Below are 21,338 nucleotides of genomic sequence, written 5' to 3' on the forward strand. Positions count from 1 at the left end.
CCCAATAACGCCGCGCACAAAAAAGCCCGCAGACAATCACTCGTCTGCGGGCTTTTGCGTATGTTGCCTAAACCTTACGCCCGGCGCTCATGCATCCGCGCCAGTTGCCGCTCCAGCATCGACGGATAAGGCTCCATCAACCGCTCGACACAGCAAGCGCCTTCAGGGCTGGCGATCGGCCGGATCCGCGCACGTTGGCGGATCAGCGCGTCATCGCTGATCTTGCGCTCGACCAGCAGCAGGTTGCGGCTGTGCTGCGACAAGGCCAGTGCATCCTGGGCCGAATCGGTCAGCAGCAGATCAATCTGGCTCAGACCGAACAACTCATCGCCTAAGGTCAGGCCAAGCTGCAGTTGCAGGGTGATGCCGCTGTCCGCGACCTCGATCTGCAACTGATGACCCAGAGCACGCAGCAATTCGCCGCAGCAGATGGCATTGGTCAGGTAGTCGTCGCCGCAATCTTCGGTATGGAACAGCAGCAGCGTGCTGCCATCATTGAGGGTTTCGATTTCGCCCTGATACAGCGAAGCCGCCTGCTCGAGGCAGTCGCGATAGCGTACCTGCAATTCTTCCAGACGTGCGCGAGGCAGGCGGCGCAGTTGTTCCTGCGAACCCAGTTGCACGGCCAGTACCGCGGTGTGCTGTGGCACGTCAGGGGTCGGTTTGCGCGTCAGCGGTTGTGCGGCGCCGGTGATCGATTCGTCGCGCAGGTCGGCGAAAGCGTCATCGTCATCATCGTCTTCGACGGTGCTGACCAAGTGGCGCGGTGCGGGTTTCTTCGCGGCCAGCGGGCGGCTTTCGTCGAAGCTCGGATCACGCAGGTTACGCACCTCGAATTCCGGCTCGTCTTCATCCTCGGCGAATTCCGGCTCGGGTTCAGGCTCAGGCTCGGGTTCCGGGGCGTAGCTGGCGTGCAGCTGGCGCGCCAGATCGCCGATTTCATCCTGACGATCGATACCCGGCGTGTGTGCGTCGATCCGGCGCAGCCACACGCGCAATTGCAGCAGCGGCGTCGACAGATAACGACCCATGCGCAGGCTCAGGGCCAGCGACAGTGCCAGCAGAATCGCGCTCAAAATCCCCATGCTCTGCAGGCTGATGGTCATCGGCTGCTGGAACTGATCCATGTCCAGGCTGATGCGCAGTTGCCCGGCGGTCACGTCCTGGAAAGTGATCTTGCTCTCGTACATGCCCTCGGCTTCGCCCAAGAGGCTGTGCTTGGGCCGCTGACCGGACTCGGCGAGGATACGGTTATCCACACTGTAGATCGCCGCATGGGCCACCAGTTTGTTCTTGGTCAGGTTGTTGAGCAGCACGTTGAGGCTGAGGATGTCATTGGACACCAGCAGCTCGGTGGCGGAGGTGGCGGTCTGCGTGGTCAGGCTCTCGCCCAGCGCATCGGCCTGCTCGTGCATGGCCTGCTTGAATTGCAGCCCCATCACCCCGGCATAGATCACCAGGGCCAGAGCGACCAGGATCACGTTGTGGCTGGCAATGCGCAATGCAATCGGTACACGGCGGTGGCGCAGTGCACGGAAGATCAGCAGGAAGAAGTTATCGGTTTTGACTGGCGTGGGCCGGTTCACTTGAGCTCGGCTCTTTGTCCGTGAAGTTGACGCGCAGTATAGCGACAGGCCCCAGACCGGCAAAGCGCTCGCGGTGCCCGATGGTCACTGAAAGTGGGTAGAATGCGGTTTTTTTCCAGTTGCGGGGGTGCGCGTTGCGCGAAATCGTCCTGATTAACATCACGGGAGTCGACCGTCCGGGTCTGACGGCGGCCATCACCGGTGTTCTGGCACAAGGTGGTGTGAACATTCTCGACATCGGTCAGGCGGTGATCCACGACACCCTGTCGTTCGGCATCCTGGTTGAAATTCCCGATTCCGAGCAGGGCAAGTCGGTGCTCAAGGACATCCTGTTCAAAGGCTACGAACTCGACCAGCAAGTCCGCTTCACCCCGGTGTCCGAAGAGGATTACCAGCAGTGGGTGGGCAATCAGGGCAAGAAACGCCATATCGTTACTCTGCTGACGCGCAAAGTCACCGCCGGCCAATTGCAGGCTGTCAGCGCGATTACCGCCAAATATGGCCTGAATATCGACCATATCGACCGTTTGTCAGGGCGCATGCCGCTGGACACGCCGGCCGACAAGGGCAAGGGCTGCATCGAATTCTCCGTGCGCGGCGAAGCCGCCGATCCGCAGGCCTTGCGCGCCGAATTCCTCAGCGTCGCGCAGGAATTGAACGTCGACATCGCCTTTCAGGAAGATTCGCTGTTCCGCCGCAACCGGCGCCTGGCGGTATTCGACATGGACTCGACGCTGATCGAAGCGGAAGTCATCGATGAGCTGGCCAAGGCAGCAGGCGTGGGCGATCGGGTTTCGGAAATCACTGAGCGCGCGATGGCCGGCGAACTGGATTTCCGTGCCAGTTTCAAAGAGCGTCTGGCCCTGCTCAAGGGCCTCGACGTCAGCGTGCTTGACTCGATCGGCGCCTCGCTGCGTCTGACCGAAGGCGCCGAAACCCTGTTCGCCGAACTCAAGCGCCTCGGTTACAAAACCGCGATTCTGTCCGGCGGCTTCACTTATTTCGCCAAACAGCTGCAAGCCAGACTTGGCATCGACTACGTGTTCGCCAACGAGCTGGAAGTGGTCGACGGCAAGTGCACCGGCGTGGCGATCGAGCCGATTGTCGATGCACAGCGCAAGGCGGATCTGCTCAAGGAGCTGGCGCACAAGGAAGGTCTGCGCCTGGAGCAGACCATTGCCGTCGGCGACGGCGCCAACGACCTGCCGATGCTGGCAATTGCCGGTTTGGGTGTGGCGTTCCGCGCCAAGCCGCTGGTCAAGCAGTCGGCGAAGCAGGCGATTTCAACGCTGGGTCTCGATGGTGTGTTGTATCTGTTGGGCTTCCGCGATCGCGACGGGCAGCTTTGAGTTCTTGAGCGCCTGAACCGGCCCCTTCGCGAGCAGGCTCGCTCCCACAGGGAACCTCATTCCAGTGTGTGAGCGAGCCTGCTCGCGAAGGCCGCGCCTCGGTCTAGAGCGAATTCCATAACGAATCGAAATCCTCTTCACCCCCGCCATTCTGCGCAGGATCCAGCGAGCGATAGGCGAACTGGTTGAAACTGTGGGTACTCGCCACCCGCCGATCCAGCCCGGCGCGGTGTTCCTCTCCTTGAGTGTTGATCAGCACTTTGTTGCCTTCCTGAAACGGCAGGCGCGGCGCCAGTACGGTGGCCGGCAAGTCGATCGCGCTGATCTCCGGCAGCAGCAAAGCGCGCAAGTAATGGCCGTGATCGTCCTTTGAACGCACCAGTTGCAGGCCGCACGGCTGGGCGTGTGGCGCGACCAGTTCGATGCCCATCTGCGTGCCGCTGCCGCGTACCTGGCGGATCCAGCGAATCACCGCAATGCTCCAGCCTCTGCTTTCGCTGTCCTGAATGCCGAGCATTTCCCCGGCCTGTAATTCGGCGGGCACCTCGCTCGGCCAGGCCAGGCAATAGCCGCCGGGGCTGTGGTTGATCACGGGCAAGGCGTAGGTCGGATAGTTCGGCGCGTTGCCGGGGCCTTCATCCTCGGCTAATTGGTCGTACTGGATTTCTTCGTACGGCAACAGCTCATCGTTACTCTGCGGTGCGGCGTCGAACGCCTGACTCCAGCTGTCCTTTTCGCCGTTGGCCACCACGCTGCTGAAATTTGCCGCGCGGGCACCGGGGTGTTTGAGCAATTCGCTGAACGTGCGCTCGCCGCCGAGGTAGAAGTGCAGGGCGCTCATGCCGACGCACACGGTCAATGTGCCTTGCCCGGCGCTGCGCTGGAAGCTGCGTTCGGCAGCCTGGCCCCAGGTGGCGTGCAGATGTTGCAGGGTATCGATGCTGAGGCCGGCGGAGACGGGTAAGGGTGTCGAGGTCGGCTGCTGCCGTAAATGCGTTTCGAGCTGCTTGACCAGCGGTTGCGGATCGAAGCCCAGCAGTCCGCTCTGTTGTTCGCTGCGAAACATCTTGCGGTAGCGTGGGCCAACATCCAGTTCCGGGCTGACCGCAAACAAACCGTCGTCTGCGCGGCCTGGATGCAGTGTGAGCAGGGCGCTCCACGGTTCGATGACCTCGGCCAGTCTGGCAATCTGGCTCTGACGCAACTGATTGCAACGGGCACTGCCCAGCAGCAGGGCGGCGATGTAGGTCTGCTCCACGCTCAAATCGCTGGTCAGATAAGCCAGATCATCGCGCAGTCGCCGCTGCTGCAGCTGTAATTGCGCAGCGCTGCAATACAGCTGATGCAGTTCGAACCACACGTGTTCCGGCGGTGAGCTGTACAGCTGCGTGGCGCGCACCAGTTGCGCCTTCAGCGCATGCGCGGCGCGTTGCATTGCGGTGCTGACCAGCGTCGCGCGGTCCTTGCTGTATTTCGGCAGGATGCGCAGGACGATCTGTTTATAGCCGATGGCCAGCTGACCCTGCAGCGCCTGGCAGAGGTTGCTGACCTTGCGCGAGCGCTCGTCGAGCATGATCGCCTGATGCAAAAAATGCCGTTCCAGATGCTGGCAGACGAAATACACCTCGGGCCGCAGCAACTCCAGCAGTTGCAGGCGATTATCACTGGGGGTGAGCAGCAGGTTGAGTTCGCCCAGGCCCTGATAGAGCAGGCGCGCGGTTTCGCCGATGTTGGCTTTGGGCAGGCCAGCGATCCAGCGCTTGAGGTCGCGCGGGCTGGCGTCGCAGAACGACAGGCGCGTTTGCGTAGGAGTCGGAGCGCGTAACTTGGGAGGGAAGAGGTTTTGGCTCATGAGCAAAACCATAGCAGCAATTGCCGCGGTTTGCGGAAGCAGCCTCGGCTGCTTCCGCGAACAGGATCACGCTTTTGGCAGTGCCAGACCCTGGCCCATCTGCACTGGCGAGCCGGCCACCAGCTCTTCGGCCCACTTCACCTGATCCGGGCCAAACAGCACGATCGCCGTCGAACCCAGCTTGAAGCGCCCCAGTTCAGCGCCTTTCTCCAAGTGAATCGGTGCGCGCGCGGCTTCGTCGTAGCGGAAGGTTTTCAGCTCGCGCTTCGGTGGCGTGACCAGACCGGCCCACACGGTTTCGATCGAAGCGACAATCATCGCGCCGACCAGCACCACCGCCATCGGTCCGCGTTCGGTGTCGAAGATGCACGCCACGCGCTCGTTGCGGGCGAACAGCTCGGGAACGTTCTCGGCGGTGGTCTGATTCACCGAGAAGATCCGGCCCGGGATGTAGACCATTTCGCGCAGGGTGCCGGCCAGCGGCATGTGCACGCGGTGGTAGTCCTTCGGCGACAGGTAAATGGTGGCGAAGTCACCGCCCATGAATGGCGCGGCGTTGGCCGCATCACCGCCGAGCAATTCGAGCACGCTGAAACTGTGGCCCTTGGCCTGGAACACGCGACCGTGCTCGATCGGGCCGAGCTGGCTGACCGCGCCGTCGGCCGGGCTGAGGATCGCGCCCGGAGTTTCGTCCAGCGGACGCGCGCCGTCTTTCAGGGCGCGGGTGAAGAACGCGTTGAAGTGCTCGTAAGCGGTCAGGTCTTCGACCAGCGCTTGCGACATGTCCACTTGATAACGCTTGGCAAACCACTGGGTAAAGGCATTCTTGAACCAGCGCACGCGGCATTCGGCGATGCAACCGGCCAGGCGCGACAGCAGGTGATGCGGCAGCAGGTATTGGCTGAGGATAAACAGACGCTCTTTCATTAGTTGTCCTTGGAAGCTTGAATCTCGACAGGCGTGTCGGGGTGGTTGCCCCATTCGCCCCAGGAACCGGCGTAGCCCTTGACCCGCGGATAACCGAGGGATTTGGCCACCAGATAAGTGAAGCCCGACCGGTGATGGGTCTGGCAGTGGGTAATGATTTCCTTGTCCTTGGTGATCCCGAGGTTTTCGAGGATCTGCGGCATGTCGGTGCGAATGCGCAGCTGGCGTGCCTGATCCATGCCGGCAGTCCATTCGAAATTGACCGCGCCGGGGATGTGGCCGCCCTTGGCGGCGAGGACTTTCTCGCCGGAATATTCCAGCGGCCCGCGCGCATCCCAGATCGCCAGATCGGCGGCGCCGAGACGGCTTTGCAGGTATTCGCGGGTGGCGGTCGGTTCATCGTGCAGGGTCAGCGACACCGGGCCGCCGACCGCGGCGGGCACCTGGATCGACATGGGCATGCCGGCCGCCAGCCAGGCCGGCAGGCCACCGTCTATATAGTGGTACTTGTCGTGGCCAATGACGTCGAGCAGCCAGATGAAGCGCCCGGCCCAACCTCCGCCTTCATCGTCATACACCACGTAGACCGCGTCCTTGCGATGGCCAAGCTCACCGAACAACGCTTGCAGATCGGCTTTCGCCGGCATCAGTCCCGGCGCCGGCGGCTGGCCGAGCTGGGTGCGTTTCGGATCGACAAAGCGTGCGCCGGGCAAGTGACCTTCGGCATACCGGGCAGGGCTGGTCAGGTCCACCAGAATCAGTTCCGGGGACTCCAGGCGCGGCAGCAGGTCGCTCGGCTCGATGACGAGCGGCAAGCCAGAGAAGTCAGACATGTGAGGTCTCCAGAGCACAAAGGGGAGGATTGTAGCGCAGGCTCATTGGCCGCGGCTGCTAAAGCTGTGCAGGGCTTTTTCGATGCACTGCGCGGTTTTGCCGAAGGCCTGCACGGTGATGTCGGCGAACGGCCCGCCGCCCTGATCGGCGACGACAATCATGATCACCCGGCCATTGTTGACCAATGAACGCAGGAACAGATGCTCGCCGCGAAACAGCGTGCGCAGCCCCGCGGGTAACAAGGCGGAGAACTGAGCGTTGTTCTCCGGGGTGATTCGCACCTGTGCCTGCTGGGCGAGCAGACGCTGCAGGACTTTGCTTTGGCTGACGGCAAAACTCAGCGCTGCCGCGTCCTTCGGCAGGCCAGCGGTTTGCTGCACGCGAAGGGTCGAGTGGGTGCGGTCAGCCATCAGAATCATCACTCGGCGCATGCCGCTGGCCACCAGTGCCTCGCGGGCAGCGACGGTCAGGCTCATCGCGTTGGTGAAGCGGCTGGGCTCGGCGAGCAGCTCGGCGCATTGCCGACGCCATTGGCCCAGATCTTCCGAATTGGGTGCTGCTGCCGGGAGCATGCCGGCAGGCAAGCGACGGCTGCCCCACGGCCAGATCAGCGAAACCGCCGGGTGCCACAGATCGGGCATTGCATGCTGACGTGCGCTGTTCGCCGCTTGCTGGTGCAACTGCTGCTGCACTTCGTCCATCGAGATTTGCAGGTACAGGCTGGTCAGGTACTGCCAGCGCTTGCTGTGCGGACTGTCCCAGGCCTGTTGCGCCGACAGCGCCAGACCGTTGGCCAGCAGCACGGTATTCGCCGGTTGGTTGAGCCAGCGCCGTAGCGTCGGGTCATCGTCGAGGCGGTTCTGCTGGCGCAGCGGGTGTTCGCTGTCACGGGCGATGCGCAGCACTTTGACCAGTTCGCGTTGTTCGCTGAGCAGCAATTTGTAGCCTTGCTCGACCCAGATCGGCAGGTGCCAGGCATGCACCAGGGCCTCGGCAATCTTCAACAGGCGCACGCCGAACAACTGTTTTTCAACCACACGTGCCGATTCGCCCTTGTGGATCACCCGCAATTCCCACTCTTCGAGCAACTGGGGATAGGTCAGCGCCAACGGCCACAGCGGCGAGAGGAACAACAGGCTGCCCCAATGAATGTCCTGCCATAGCCGTGCCAGGCGACTGGCGAAAAAACCGTTGGCCTGTTGCGTCGCATGCTGGCTGATCAACTGCAACTGGCGCAGGGCCTTGGGGATCTGCATGTGCGCTTCGGCGGGCAGGCGCGCGAGCAGTTCTTCGGTACGGGCCAGGCCCAGGCGATTGATTGCCACCTCAAGATTTTCCGCCGGCGCAGCCATCGTACCGTGGGTGTGACGATTGGCCTCACGGATGATGCTCAAGGCCAGCGCCGGGCTGTCCTGCATCAGGTCGGCGATGTCGCGCAGCGAGCTGCGGTTGTCGCGGATTGCCCGGCAGACTTTGTCGTGAGCCTCTTGCGGCACGGGCAGGCGGACGCTGTCGAGCAGCTTGACCCACGCCTGGAGGGTGGTCGGTTTTACCGATGGAATGTTCGTTTCATTAGCCATGTCTGGACGAGATCTTCACTGACTGTAGACGCGCCCGGCATGGGCTAAATTGGCTTTTCGCCTGAACTGGCTATAGTCTGGCGCAGTTTTGCCGATAAGTAGAAGAAGAGATTTTTTAACTTCCGAATATGACCTTGAACCCGACTTAAACAAGTACCTTCTACCTATGGCTAAAATTATCGGCATCATCGTCGTATTCGCGAGCGTGCTCGGCGGATACGTGCTCTCCCACGGCAAGATTGCCGCCCTGATCCAGCCCTTCGAGGTGATGATCATCGGCGGTGCGGCCCTCGGCGCTTTCCTCCAGGCCAACCCCGGTTACATGACGATGCACGTGCTCAAGAAATCCCTGAGCATGTTCGGTTCGCGCTTCACCCACACCTTCTACCTGGAAGTGCTCGGGCTGATCTACGAGATCCTCAACAAGAGCCGCCGCGAAGGCATGATGGCAATCGAAGGCGACATCGAAGATGCCGCCGCGAGCCCGATCTTCGCCAAGTACCCCGCCGTGCTCAAGGATGAACGCATGACCGCGTTCGTCTGCGATTACCTGCGCATCATGTCCTCCGGCAACATGGCTCCGCACGAACTGGAAGGCCTGTTCGACATGGAGCTGTACAGCCTCAAGGAAGACCTCGAACACCCATCGCACGCGGTCAACGGCATCGCCGACGGCATGCCCGGTTTCGGTATCGTCGCGGCGGTACTCGGTATTGTGGTGACCATGGCCTCGCTGGGCGAGGGCGACCAGGCGTCGATCGGTCTGCACGTGGGTGCGGCACTGGTCGGTACCTTCTTCGGTATTCTCGCGGCGTACGGTTTCTTCGGCCCGCTGGCGCATTCCCTGGCCCACGATGCCAAGGAAGAGCTGAACGTCTACGAAGCCATCAAGGCCTCGCTGGTGGCTTCGGCATCCGGCATGCCGCCGTCGCTGGCGGTCGAGTTCGGCCGCAAGGTTCTGTACCCGGCGCACCGTCCAAGCTTTGCCGAGCTGGAACAAGCGGTTCGCGGTCGTTAAGTTATGGAAAATAATCAGCCGATCATCGTCAAGCGCGTCAAGCGCATTGCCGCCGGGCACCACGGCGGGGCGTGGAAAATCGCCTTTGCCGACTTTGCCACGGCGATGATGGCGTTCTTTCTGGTGCTGTGGCTGCTGTCCACCGCTACACCGGAACAGAAGATCGCCATCGCCGGTTATTTCAAGGACCCGGTCGGCTTCTCCGAAAGCGGCACGCCGTACATCATCGATCTCGGTGGCACGCCGACCCTGGCGCCGGAAAATACCCTCAACCCGGAAGTGAAGTCGCAGCCGCAGCCTGACAAGGTCACGGTCGACACCGAACAGGTGGAAGGCATGGCCGAACAGGTCGAGAAGGAGCGTCTCGAACTGCTGCTGCAAGAACTGCAGAACAAGGTCGACGAGAACCCGCAACTGCAGAAATTCAAGGATCAGATCCTCTTCGAAATCACGCCAAACGGCTTGCGCATCCAGATCATGGACGCTGAGAACCGGCCGATGTTCGACTCCGGTTCCGCGCGCCTGAAACCGTACTTCGAAGACATCCTGCTGGCCATGGCCGACACCATCAAAGCGGTGCCGAACAAGATCAGCATCAGTGGCCACACCGACGCCAAGCCATACATCGGCACTGGCGATTACGGCAACTGGGAACTCTCGGCCAACCGTGCCAACGCGGCTCGTCGTGCCTTGGTCGCCGGCAGCTATCCGGATGCGCAAGTAGCGCGGGTGGTCGGTTATGCCTCGTCGGCATTGTTCGACCGGGAAAACCCGTTCAACCCGGTGAACCGCCGGATCGACATTGTCGTGCTGACCAAAAAAGCCCAGGCGGCGATTGAAGGTGCGCAGGGTCCTGAGGCGGCGAAACCGGCGGATCAGGGGCAGAACGGTGCTGCTCCGGCAGCCCCGGTTGATCCGAACGCATTGCCGGCGGACAAGCAGCCAGTGCCGGCCCACGAGTTGCGCGAACGCTTGAATCTGTTCGATGACGCCGCGCCGAAGCCGGCTGAGCCGGGTGGGGCTGCGCCAGCGCCTGCGCCGAAGCAGTAAGTGACAAAAAAGCCGACAGTGATGTCGGCTTTTTTGTCAGGATTTTTTTCGGCTTGAGAGTTGTGTAACCAGACAGACCTCTGCCCCTCACCCCAGCCCTCTCCCGAGGGAGAGGGAGCCGATTTCCGGGGGGCCAAAACCTGAGTTCGACTGAGTAATTTCAAGTCGACGTTATTCTTGAACGCGACACGGTCAGTCCCCTCTCCCTCCGGGAGAGGGCTAGGGTGAGGGGCCTTTAGAAAGTGACTACATTCTAGAACCCACGACGAATCCGGTTCTTCAGCTGTTCATGAAACATCTCTGCATCACGCTTGTAGGCCCCTTTCACCGACTCGCTGATCGAGTCCAGCGTCATCGAGCGCTGGTTCGACACCTCATCCCGATACGCCTCGATAAAGAAATCCAGATCGCTGGCCGTGCTCAGCTTCGGCCACTTGTCCAGATAGATCGGCAGCTCCGCCGGCCCGGTCTTGAACGTACAGATCCGCCGGTTGCTGATCGTGGCCTCGCCAATCTCAAACGGCACCCACCACGACAGCGCTGTCCTCTCCGACACCACCGCCAGCAAATGCGTGCATTCGGTGATGTTGCGGGTGATGACCCCGGTGATGTCGTCGGTGGTCTGCGATTCCGGATCGAGCACGTCCAGGTAAGTCCTGATCTTCGCCTGAGTCAGGCGGGTGTTGATGGCAATCGCATGAGCGCGATCCATATGGCGGTAGCTGATAAAGACGGGCATCAGAAGTGTCCTTTGAGGGCGAGTTCGCGGTAATAAGCGCCGAGTGCCGTCAGGCGGCAGCCGATCGAGTGAATCGCGGCGTAATACATGTGCTCGGCGTCGACCGGTTCGATCAGGCTGTGGCGGTTGCACTTCTGCAACTGGGCGAAGACCTCGCCATGCTCGGGCAGGAACGCCTTTTCAGTCGGCTCATAGCTGGGATCGAGCGGGAACACCGATTCGGCCTCGGCGAACCAGTCCGGCAATTTGCGCAGGATGTCCTTGGGGATCAGCGGCGAGACTTCGCGCAGGGAAATGAACTGCGACACATTGGTCTTGAACACCGGACGCTGTTCCCAGGCACCGAGGGCGTTGTCCACGAAGGAATACAGGCTGCCGGGAGTGATCTTGCCGAGGATGTTCGCCGCGCCGCCATGCAGCGCTTGCAGGAGCAGGCCGGTGAATACGCCATGCTGCGCGCCCTCCATGGCCGGCTCGGTTTTTTTGCAAGCGGTGAGAATGCTCATGCCTTCGCCGACCATGCTGCTCTCGCTGCGCAAGGCGCGCACTTCGCCGGCCGAGCCGCTCTGGCAGCAGTCGAGGATGATCACTTTGTTTTTGATCCGCGTGGCTTTGTCCGCCCAGTTGAGAATGTCGCTGATGCGGATGCCGTCCTTGGGGGTACGGTAATCCTGGGGGATCAGCATGCCTTCATCGCTGTCGGCGTCGAAATCACCATGGCCGGCGAAGTACAGCAGAGCGACGTTGCTGTCGCCGGAAAACAACTCGCGGATCTGGTCCTCGATTTTCTCCCGGCTCAGATAATCCTCAGCGGACGTCAACACGACATTCTTGAAATTGGGGTCGCCATTTGCGTTGGTTTTGAGTACCGACGCCATGGCCATGGCGTCGTTGCAACAGCCGCTCAGCCCGCAAATATGCGCATAGTCATTGATGCCGATAAACAGTGCCTTGCGCATGGTTACACCACCGTGTGCAGGCTGTTCGCGCTGACGATTCTGTGGGGATTGCACACGTGGGCGATGCGAGACGATTGGCTGATGAATGAATGGCAGCTTTGCATTGGATTCCTCTTGGATCGCAGTAAGCGAAGGAGGAAACGAATGTAGGCCGCTGGTAAAGACCTACAAGGTCCGCGCGGCAAAACAGAAAGGTCCTGCAGGCAGGCGCGCAAAAGCCTACAGACAGGGCTGATGTTTAAGAAGGGCGTGATTGTGTCAGATGCGATCCGACAGCCGGCGGCCCATGGCGCAGGGCTGCCGGCGCGGCTGTTTAATAGCCGTTTTCAGGCAGGCTGGCGATGATCGAGCGGTAGCTGTTCATGCGCTGCTGCTGGATGCGGCCGTCTTCGAGCGCCTTGAGCAGCGCGCAACCCGGTTCGCGGTCGTGCTTGCAGTCGCGGAAGCGGCAGGTGCCGAGCAGGTCGTCGAACTCGATGAAACCGGCTTCGACGTCGGCGCGGCTGACGTGGCCCAGACCGAATTCGCGGATGCCCGGGGAGTCGATCAGTTCGCCGCCGCCGGGGAAATGGAACAGACGCGCGGTGGTGGTAGTGTGCGTGCCCTGTCCGGACAGCTCGGACAACGGCCCGACACGGGTTTCGACTTCCGGCAGCAGGCTGTTGACCAGCGACGACTTGCCGACGCCGGACTGGCCGACGAATACGCTGATGCGCCCGTCGAGCTGCTTTTGCAGCTGTTCCATGCCGTCGCCGTGGTGCGCCGAAACTTCCAGCACCGGGTAACCCAGCGTGCGATACACCGCCAGCAACGCGTTGAGCGCCGGGGCGTTCTGCTCGTCGATCAGGTCGAATTTGTTCAGCAGCAGAAGCGGGCGGATGCCGGCATGTTCGGCGGCAACCAGATAGCGGTCGATCAGGTTGGCGTGGGGCTCGGGCAGCGGCGCGAAAACGATGACGATCATGTCGACGTTGGCGGCAACCGGCTTGAGCTGACCACGGCTGTCCGGGCGGCACAGTTCAGTGCTGCGCGGCAGTTGCGCGACGATCACGCCGATGCCTTGGTTACCGGCGCGCCAGACGACTTTGTCGCCAGTGACCAGCGCCGGCAGGTTGGCGCGCAAGTGACAGCGGAACACTTGACCGGCGAGTTCGCCGTCAACGGCCTCGACTTCGACCTGTACACCGAAGTGAGCGATCACCAGACCGTGTTGCTCAGGGCCGAGGTCGCCGCCCTCTAGGGCTTCGACCGCCGAGGACTCGCGTTTGGCGGCGCGTGCGGCGCGCTCGCCCTGAATCTTTTCGATGCGCCAGTTTTGACGACGATTGAGTTGGCGTTTGGCCATGGGTGTTCCGTCTGAAGAATGCAGCGATTAGGTAAAACGGCCGCGAGTTTAGCACGCCCGGCCACCGGCCTAGGCTAAACTGCGCAGCATTGCCTAGGAGCCCGAATATGCAAAACCCGCAGAACCTGATCTGGATCGACCTGGAGATGACCGGTCTGGATCCAGACAACGACGTGATCATCGAAATGGCTACCATCGTCACCGACAGTGAGCTGAACACATTGGCTGAAGGTCCGGTAATCGCCATCCATCACAGCGACGAAGTCCTTGCGCGCATGGATGAGTGGAACACCCGCACTCACGGCAACTCCGGCCTGACCCAGCGTGTGCGCGAGAGCCGCATCAGCATGGCCGAAGCCGAGGCCGAAACCATCGCCTTCCTGGAACAATGGGTGCCGAAGGGCAAGTCGCCGATCTGCGGCAACAGCATCTGCCAGGACCGTCGTTTCCTTTACACCCACATGAAGGCGCTGGAAAGCTACTTCCACTATCGCAACCTCGACGTTTCCACACTCAAGGAACTGGCCGCGCGCTGGGCGCCGGACGTGCGTGACAGCTTCAAGAAGGGCAGCACGCACCTGGCGCTGGACGACATCCGCGAATCCATCGCCGAGTTGCAGCATTACCGTAAGCATTTCATCAAGTTCTGATGGTGTTGTGCAGGAGCCGCCACAGGTGGCTCCTGCATTGGAGCGTGGCGCCCCTGCGCGAAACGATCTCAAGGCGTTCACCCTGATCGGCGGCATCTGTTGCAATGACAGCCGCTGACCTTTCAACGCTGTTTATGCCGGCGTTAGTGCTGCAACTGTTTGGAAGTTGCATGTCATGTATTTATCTGTTGTTTCCATACTGACATTGGGTCTGGCGGTGAATTGTTCTCGCTCTGGAAGTGTAAGCTTGTGTCTGGAAGTTTGTTACTGTGTGTTTGCGTAAGGTCAGGCCTTTGAAGTTTTTCAATCAGGATGTCTCTTGAATGAGGGGTGCCTGCGTTCGTCTGTTTTATTAACACTTTCAGGTGATGGATTTTCCTTCCCGTATGTTATTCATGCTGCTCAGTGTTGCGAACCACGTAATGTTCGAGTTTATGTCTGGCAAGGAAGTAATTCATGAGTGAACAGTTGAATGCGTTACGTCGTCAATCCGATGAGTCTGGCGTCGCAGAAAGTATCGGTAGTTTTGCTGTAAAATTTGACGCCGGCGCATCCAGTCGCAGCAAAGTGCTCTACGCCAATGGGCGCATGCAGGTCAAAGTCCAGGTCGTAGTTGCTGGTCTGGATCGCGATGGTAACGTCGTTGCTGTGTCCGACGAGGTCATGGAGAGTATCCGTCTTATTCACTACGATAGCGGCAAAACCTTGCGCAATGGGTGGCGAGCCAGCGCGGAGCAGGGCCGTTTCACCTTGGCGGTAGCGCACAACCCCAACGCTATGGAAGATGAGGATGATGGCAACGAGGATGCCTCGGACCAGCGCCGGGTACGCACATTCTGGGTTTCCAGCGAAAATGTTGAAACCATTCAGATCGGTGCTTCCATAAAGTTTGCTGATACCGTCATCCGCAGTAATGGGACAACGCTGTCGAGCAGGCATGACAGCAGTATCAGCATTGAAGCCATCCTGCCGGTCACCTACGCGATTGAGCAATTCCGTTGGGAAGATGTCTGGTACGACGGCGGATTCAGGAATCAACGTATTTACAAATACTATCTCGGCCTTTATCCCCATTCGCAGCAAGTCAAGTTGGTGGACTGGATTGCTGAAGGTCCGGTAAAGAATGTTGTATTTGCTTTCGGTAATAAAGTCGAAGCATGGAATGCAGCGTTTCAGGCAGGAATTCTGCTTCGCCCGGACAGGGAAGTTTTTAACGTCTCGTTACCGTATGCCGAGACTTCCGGCTCGACGCCTGACTCCATCAGTTTCATTCATCGCGAGAAGGACTATGAGGTTCGAGTGAACGACCGCGTCGGAGAACTGACGGTTGTCCAGGTATTGTCCCCCGTGGCACGAGATCAATTGCCTGCCGACAGATCGGAAGTTTTTCGCTTCACCGCTCTGGATCAATTCGGCACTGAGCATAAGTTGGCTATCCGCACTGACTTCAAAGAGCGAAGCTTCAGGCTGGAACGCGGTTGATACTTCATTTTTTCTGAAATCCCACCGCCGGCATTCCGTTCCGTCACCCATGACGGCGGCTTTAAATCGGAGCGAGCTTAGCGTCATCTCTGTCGGTGCCGGCGCCTAGTGGCTAAACTGCGCGCCTCACTGCCAGGATTGCCCCCATGTTGCTGATGCTCTATCTGATTGCCATCACCGCTGAAGCCATGACTGGCGCGCTGTCTGCCGGTCGTCGCGGCATGGACTGGTTCGGTGTGGTGCTGATTGCCTGCATCACGGCGCTGGGCGGTGGCTCAGTGCGTGATGTGTTGCTTGGGCATTATCCGCTGACCTGGGTCAAGCACCCGGAATACCTGGTGCTGACCTCGGTTGCGGCAATGTTCACCGTATTCACCGCGCGCTGGATGCGCCATCTGCGCTCGCTGTTTCTGGTGCTCGACGCTGTCGGTCTGGTGGCGTTTACGCTGATCGGCTGCATGACCGCTCTGGAAATGGGCCATGGCATGTTGGTGGCTTCGGTCAGCGGCGTGATCACCGGGGTATTCGGCGGCATTCTGCGGGATATTTTCTGCAACGACATCCCGCTGATTTTTCGGCGCGAACTGTATGCGAGTGTCTCCTTCGCTGCCGCGTGGTGCTACATGCTGTGTCTTTATTTGAATGTGCCGAGCGAACAAGCCATTTTGATCACGCTATTCGGCGGGTTTTTGTTACGTCTGCTTGCCATCCGTTTCCATTGGGAAATGCCAAAATTCGTTTATAACGACGAGCATTAATATCTTTTGCATGGAATATTGGCCTGTCGAATAAAGGCTGGTAAACCGCCAGGGACTTGCAAGTGTATGTTTCTTACATTTTTCGCTTTGCTGTTTATTTGAAGGGTCTGTAGTTTTTTTGTTGGCATATTTTCGATGTCAATATTCAAATACAACTTTTCAAGGAAATGCATCATGAGTGAAAGCATGGACGCTACACACGGTCAGCAAACCGCTGCGCCAGTACTTACAGGCCTCGCCCGTTTAAGCGTCAAGTTCGACGCCAATGACAGTACTCGCAGCAAAACACTGTTTGGTAATGGCCGGATGCAGGTCAAGGTTCAAGTTCTGGTTACCGGGGTAGACGCCGACGGCAATACCATGCACGTACCGGCTGATGTAATGGACAGTATCGAACTCATTCATTACAGCACCGGCAATACGTTGCGCGACGGCTGGGCCGCGAGCACTGTGCAAGGTCGCTTTACCCTTGAGGCAAGGCCTTCACTCACTGCCTCAGAGGTTCACGACGATGATCTGGAAAATGATAGTGCCCATCCGCAGGTGCGCACGTTCTGGGTATCCACGTCCAGCGCCGGGACCACCCGGATTGGCGCGCGTCTGTCTCTGAACGGTGAGAGGATTCTCAGCAACGGAACCACACTTTCCAGTGTCCAGGACAGCAGTGTAACCATCGAAGCACAACCCCCTTCGGCGTACTCAATGGAAGAATTTCGTTGGTATCAAACCCGGCGCGGCGACGAGTTGCCGGGTAATCGGATCTGGAGCTATCGTCTGGGACTGTATCCGCGGGGGCAGCAGATCAAGCTGGTCGATTGGGTTGTAGACGGTATAGAGAAAGGGGCTGATCATGATTTTGCGGGGGGTAACAGGCTTAATGAAAGCAAAACCAATTATATGAAGGTCATTCTTGCCAGCCCTGAAACCCGTGAGGTGACAGTGTCCTTGCCGGTTAAAGGTGATCCTTTTGTATTCGCTTTTTTCCCCGACGCCCATACCTGGGAGGACGAGAATTATACTGTCAGGGTTCAGAGCGACGGCGAGTTTACCGTCGTACAAGCGCTGTCGGAATACTCGAAAATCGGAAAGGCATTCAAATACGGAAATAAACTTTATTTTCTGGCCATTGATGAACACGGCACGGAGCATAGGCTGGCGATTCGCGTGAACTTCTACGAGCGTAATTTATACCTGGAGCGAGGTTGAGTCTCCACTGATGCAATGTCGGTGGATGGAATAGATATATATATGCTTTTTGGCATGACGACTACCGATAAGCTGCGGTGTTCAGTTATCAGGTAATCGCACCCAACGTGCTGTTATTTATATCTAGCGTTGGCCCTCCAGCTATGCGAGGGCCAGCACACCCATATATCAAGGATGAGTAGTCATGACTGGCAAACCGCCCAGAGTCAAACCTGTACCCGCCCCAACCAAAACCCCCGATTTCAGCGTAGAGGATACTCACTGGTCATCCTCCGTTTCTTCATCAACCCCGGCTCTGCCCATCCCGCGCCGCCTGGAACCCGCGCATCCTTCTCTGGCGCCTGACCCGGCCGCATTGACGCCAGAGATCTGGGTGAGCGTGAACCCGAGCTCTTCCGTGATCAATGAACTCACGATGCACGTCGCGAAGTCTTCACTGGCAGATTACTGGATACCCACACCCAAAAAACTCGGCGAGTTCGATGCGCAAGGCATGCGGATCGTGAAGCAGCGTCAGTATGTTGCCGTAGACGATGACCATATGGTGCAAGTGGTGCTGGATGTCGAGAGTGGCCTGTTTCGTGCCACGCTGGCCAGTGAACTCGACCCTTCCGGCCCGCTGATGAAACTCGACAGCGAGGGCCGGTTCTGGGGCCCGCTTGACAGCGATTTCGCCACCGTCACCGATTCAATATCAGTACAAACCGCACAACTTTTCCGCCGGATGGGTCGTTCTGTGGCGCAGTTTTCCGACGCCACGGTTGCACGCCTGCTGGCAGTGAGTGGCGTCGATGAAGTCGCCCTGCGCGATGTGCTCATTAATGATCGTCCTGCGCCGTTTTTACTGGAGGACACCATCAGGCGCTTCGAACTTGATCAGAAGATTCAGGCGCAGGGACGCGGGGCCGCACCTGAGCGGTTTACGAGGTTCAAGGAACTGGAAGAAGCCTTTGAAGCCAATTGCGATGAACATACTTTACGGATGCGCCGGGTATTTCCAAATCTGCCGAAAACGGCTGCACTGGCGATATGGCGCAACATGAGCGCCACCGAGCGTTTACATATGCACAACCAGCCAGGCATGCCACAGCGAGTGGCGAAAGAGGCACTGCTGGCGCTTCGGGATATTCGCCTGGCGAGGGCCAGGGAAGGTATTTATCTGGAGGCGGTATCCAATCTGGACAGTGATCGGCTAGTGCTGCATATGCTCGGAAATCTCGCGAACTGGCCGCGGCAGATTGCTTTCGAGATTCGCCAGGGGGCCGGAGACGGGCCTGTCCTCAGCACTAGCGGCGACGCCCGGTCGCCGTTTCGTCACATACTGATTCGTGAGGGTGATGGCTATGTCATCCAAAGCAGCGACGCCCAAATACCTGAGGGCTCGAAGGATCTGTATTCAGCCATCTGGCTTGTGTTGTTGCCCGGGCATCGCCGTTTGCTGGGTGTGACAGAAGGTGGGGGTGCGGCACTGCAACAGCTGATTCGTGCACTGCCGTTGCCGTCGCACCATGCCGTGAACGAATTGCTGGGGCTGCCGACGCTTCCGGTTACCGCCGATCCAGCCATCGCGCGATATGGGCAAACGGGGCATCTGCGAGGGGGAGGTGACGACAACCCGTTATCGCCAAAGTCCGTTGTAGAGCGCGTACGCAATCTATATCCGCATCTTCCAGATGAGGAGGTGACGGCATTTATCACTGAGCGCTTGAAGAGTGATTCATCAGAGGTTTTGTTTCGCCTGGAAACAGAGCTTGCGACGTTGCGTGAGGAATTGGCGGTATGGACGGCCGAAGGGACATTACCCCATACGCCGACAGCGCAACCAGAAGGCGCGCCGACACCCGCCGGACAGCGCCAGGCTCGCGAGCAGTTCAGCGCAAAGTTGCAAGCTATCTGGCAACGCAAGTCGGTTTCGAAGTGGGACGAGGGAGACGATCATTTTTCTCACTACGTTGATTTTTCGGGTGTATTACCAAGGTTGTCAAGCCGGTTTGAATATGTAACAGAGTTAATATTGACCGCCAATGAACCGATAGCACGGATAGGTGCGTTTCTTGACAGTTTTCCAAATCTTCAACATTTGGGAGTGTTTGGCATAAAAACAGAGGAATTCCCGTCAGGAATATTTCAAATGCGCCAGTTAAGCGAGCTTGCGCTGGACGGGTGCTCGCTGACACTATCCGAGGCCACAGTTGAAGGATTGTCCAGAATTGAAACGCTTACCCGCTTGAATCTGGCAAACAATCCTCTGACAGTTACTCCGCATGTAGGCCACATGGCGGGCTTGACCGGATTGATGCTGAGCAACGCAAATCTTTCAAGCATTCCTTCAGGCATAGATCGGCTCACGAAACTGGGTGTCGTGGCATTGCATGATAATAATATTTCAGACGTGGGATATGAACTGTTAGAGATTCCGGATACCCAGGATCTGTTCATCGGTTTATTGAATAATCCGCTGAGTGCCGAGTCAAGGCAGCGGATTGGTCAGTATCTTGAAAATTCCAGTATGGATCGAAAGGTGGAAATCCATACGGAGGATGTAGTTTTACAGTCCGACTCCGATAGTGAGTCCTCGGAGAGCGGTTTTTCGACAGGTTCAGAGAGTGACTGAATATTGGTTAAAGTAACGACTCCTTTGTTTTGCTGACATAGCCAGACAAGAAATAGACTACTCGATGGCTCCGCTTCTGATTCTGTGACGTTCAGGTCGGGAGGGGAGCAATCATTGAGTGCCGGAACCAAAGGATGGCAGGGGAGTTGTTGCAGGCGGTTTTATAAAACTCACGATTCTTCAAGGTATTAGTATTTATGTAAGTTGTTGGAGGTGATGTTGAAATATTACTTCCTCATAATTTGTCTAATGTCGCAGCTGTTATTATTTAAATCTAGCCTCAATACTTTGCTGAGTCCTTAAAGGGCGAAATCTTCAGTCAGCCAGGTATTGTTAAATGTTTAATGATCATATTGGTATTTCTCGTATCGAGGTAAAACTCGACGCCACCAGGTCTGGCCAGCATAAAGTGCTATATGCCAACGGACGTATGCAGGTGCGCGTGCTGGTGCTTCTGCACGGGATCGATAACAACGGCGATGGTGCATCACTGCATGGGCACCCCGCCTTACAGTCCCTGCGACTTATTGACTATAACGGTGCTCGGCCGCTGGAAGGGGCCTGGAGCGTTTCGTTGCAGGAAAACCGTTATGCCCACGAAATGTCAGGTGGGGCACCGCGGATTACCGAAATCCCACGTGCCACGCATAACCGGATAAGCGACGACTCTGATCCGGTGCAGATTTTTCAGTATTGGGTTTCGGCCACCCGGCCTGGTGTCATGGAAGTAGCCGCTGAAATCGTTATGGATAACGTGGTATTGCGAAGTAACGGAATTGGTTTTGACAGCAGTGTCACGCTGGAGGCGATCCCGCCGAAAAAATATAACCAGAGTAGTTTTTCTCTTCACAAGTACGGCACGTTCAGCGAAAGAGTCTACGAGGAACGCGTTCAGTATTTTCATCTCGGACTTCACGCTGACGGTCGTCAGATTCAGCTGCTCGACTGGTATAGCAACGATATAGAGCTTAACCCGTATGATGCTGAAGATGCAGTGATGGTGTACTCGTCAGGCATGATAAACCACTACAGTGGCGGCGGCAGAACTTTCTATGGTTATCTGGCGCCGATATACGGACGATCGGCCTCGGTCAATACTCCTCTCGGTTACATTACCTTTCCGATTAACGATGTGCAGGGCGTGTTGACTCTTGTGCAGCGCACGACTCTGCAGACAGAGGAGAAGCCGGCAACCGGCGAAACCTTCGAAGTTGCCGTTATTGATGAGTTCGGTACGGAGCACTGGCTTGGTATCAAAGGTGATATAGAGCAGCGAACTTTCATTCTGGGTGAATCGAAGCGTTCAACAAAACAATTTGCCTGATTTCATCTGCATGGTCAGCGGGTTCTCGCTGGCCGTTTTTTGATCTGCCAGTAGCACAATCTTGA

General features: G+C 58.3%; 17 protein-coding genes. 9 read left to right on the forward strand and 8 right to left on the reverse strand.

All coding sequences use genetic code 11. From position 1 onward, the window contains the following. Nucleotides 1-74 precede the first annotated feature (74 nt). The gene (locus QRN33_RS09605) at nt 75-1,586 is read right to left on the reverse strand and encodes an AhpA/YtjB family protein (protein WP_285408260.1); all 1,512 of its coding nucleotides are present in this window, start codon (nt 1,584-1,586) and stop codon (nt 75-77) included. Between the two features lie 134 nt (nt 1,587-1,720). Between QRN33_RS09605 and serB the strand changes: the two genes are divergently transcribed. After that, nucleotides 1,721-2,935 carry a phosphoserine phosphatase SerB gene (serB, locus tag QRN33_RS09610; protein WP_041477650.1) on the forward strand — a complete coding sequence of 405 codons (1,215 nt, stop codon included), beginning with the start codon at nt 1,721-1,723 and terminating at the stop codon, nt 2,933-2,935. 103 nt (nt 2,936-3,038) lie between these two features. Here the strand turns inward: serB and QRN33_RS09615 are convergent, their stop codons facing one another. From QRN33_RS09615 to QRN33_RS09630, 4 genes are all read right to left on the reverse strand, one after another. Then, nucleotides 3,039-4,787: a cyclic-di-GMP receptor FimW-related protein gene (locus tag QRN33_RS09615; protein WP_285408261.1), complete on the reverse strand. Its 1,749-nt coding sequence runs from the start codon at nt 4,785-4,787 to the stop codon at nt 3,039-3,041. A 66-nt stretch (nt 4,788-4,853) separates the two neighbouring features. Next, complete coding sequence (gene asd, locus QRN33_RS09620) at nt 4,854-5,714, reverse strand: archaetidylserine decarboxylase (protein WP_024011354.1); 861 nt, start codon at nt 5,712-5,714, stop codon at nt 4,854-4,856. Then, nucleotides 5,714-6,547: a thiosulfate sulfurtransferase gene (gene rhdA / locus QRN33_RS09625; RefSeq protein WP_064363127.1), complete on the reverse strand. Its 834-nt coding sequence runs from the start codon at nt 6,545-6,547 to the stop codon at nt 5,714-5,716. Before rhdA ends, asd begins: the two co-directional genes overlap by 1 nt. A gap of 42 nt (nt 6,548-6,589) precedes the next feature. Further along, complete coding sequence (locus tag QRN33_RS09630) at nt 6,590-8,128, reverse strand: HDOD domain-containing protein (protein ID WP_252881199.1); 1,539 nt, start codon at nt 8,126-8,128, stop codon at nt 6,590-6,592. A gap of 166 nt (nt 8,129-8,294) precedes the next feature. Here QRN33_RS09630 and motA point away from each other — a divergent pair, with 166 nt between their 5' ends. Continuing rightward, entirely contained in the window at nt 8,295-9,146 is an 852-nt protein-coding gene (gene motA / locus QRN33_RS09635) for a flagellar motor stator protein MotA (protein ID WP_024011357.1), read from the forward strand. Nucleotides 9,147-9,149: 3 nt separating this feature from the next. Next, nucleotides 9,150-10,196, forward strand: a complete 1,047-nt coding sequence (gene motB / locus QRN33_RS09640) for a flagellar motor protein MotB (protein WP_064363123.1) — start codon at nt 9,150-9,152, stop codon at nt 10,194-10,196. A gap of 253 nt (nt 10,197-10,449) precedes the next feature. Here motB and QRN33_RS09645 read toward each other — a convergent pair whose 3' ends face one another. The 3 genes from QRN33_RS09645 to rsgA all read right to left on the reverse strand — a co-directional run bounded on the left by QRN33_RS09645 (nt 10,450) and on the right by rsgA (nt 13,239). Continuing rightward, a complete protein-coding gene (locus QRN33_RS09645; protein ID WP_042607791.1) occupies nt 10,450-10,935 on the reverse strand; it encodes a toll/interleukin-1 receptor domain-containing protein in 486 nt (161 codons plus the stop codon). Beyond that, nucleotides 10,935-11,894 carry a caspase family protein gene (locus tag QRN33_RS09650; RefSeq protein WP_285408264.1) on the reverse strand — a complete coding sequence of 320 codons (960 nt, stop codon included), beginning with the start codon at nt 11,892-11,894 and terminating at the stop codon, nt 10,935-10,937. Before QRN33_RS09650 ends, QRN33_RS09645 begins: the two co-directional genes overlap by 1 nt. 313 nt (nt 11,895-12,207) lie before the next feature. Continuing rightward, on the reverse strand, nt 12,208-13,239 hold the full coding sequence (gene rsgA / locus QRN33_RS09655; RefSeq protein WP_024011360.1) for a small ribosomal subunit biogenesis GTPase RsgA: 1,032 nt from the start codon (nt 13,237-13,239) through the stop codon (nt 12,208-12,210). 107 nt (nt 13,240-13,346) lie between these two features. Between rsgA and orn the strand changes: the two genes are divergently transcribed. The 6 genes from orn to QRN33_RS09685 all read left to right on the forward strand — a co-directional run bounded on the left by orn (nt 13,347) and on the right by QRN33_RS09685 (nt 21,273). Continuing rightward, nucleotides 13,347-13,889 carry an oligoribonuclease gene (gene orn / locus QRN33_RS09660; protein ID WP_042607793.1) on the forward strand — a complete coding sequence of 181 codons (543 nt, stop codon included), beginning with the start codon at nt 13,347-13,349 and terminating at the stop codon, nt 13,887-13,889. Nucleotides 13,890-14,345: 456 nt separating this feature from the next. Next, complete coding sequence (locus tag QRN33_RS09665) at nt 14,346-15,371, forward strand: hypothetical protein (RefSeq protein ID WP_123419888.1); 1,026 nt, start codon at nt 14,346-14,348, stop codon at nt 15,369-15,371. Between the two features lie 146 nt (nt 15,372-15,517). Then, nucleotides 15,518-16,129, forward strand: coding sequence for a trimeric intracellular cation channel family protein (locus QRN33_RS09670; protein ID WP_042607795.1), 612 nt, complete (start codon nt 15,518-15,520; stop codon nt 16,127-16,129). A 174-nt stretch (nt 16,130-16,303) separates the two neighbouring features. Further along, nucleotides 16,304-17,335, forward strand: a complete 1,032-nt coding sequence (locus QRN33_RS09675) for a hypothetical protein (RefSeq protein WP_285408267.1) — start codon at nt 16,304-16,306, stop codon at nt 17,333-17,335. Nucleotides 17,336-17,519: 184 nt separating this feature from the next. Continuing rightward, nucleotides 17,520-19,949: a leucine-rich repeat domain-containing protein gene (locus QRN33_RS09680; protein WP_285408269.1), complete on the forward strand. Its 2,430-nt coding sequence runs from the start codon at nt 17,520-17,522 to the stop codon at nt 19,947-19,949. A gap of 337 nt (nt 19,950-20,286) precedes the next feature. Further along, nucleotides 20,287-21,273, forward strand: a complete 987-nt coding sequence (locus QRN33_RS09685) for a hypothetical protein (RefSeq protein ID WP_285408271.1) — start codon at nt 20,287-20,289, stop codon at nt 21,271-21,273. Nucleotides 21,274-21,338 lie beyond the last annotated feature (65 nt).

Origin of the sequence: Pseudomonas sp. FR229a, assembly GCF_030209115.1 — a bacterium.
Taxonomy (GTDB): Bacteria; Pseudomonadota; Gammaproteobacteria; order Pseudomonadales; family Pseudomonadaceae; genus Aquipseudomonas; species Aquipseudomonas moraviensis_A.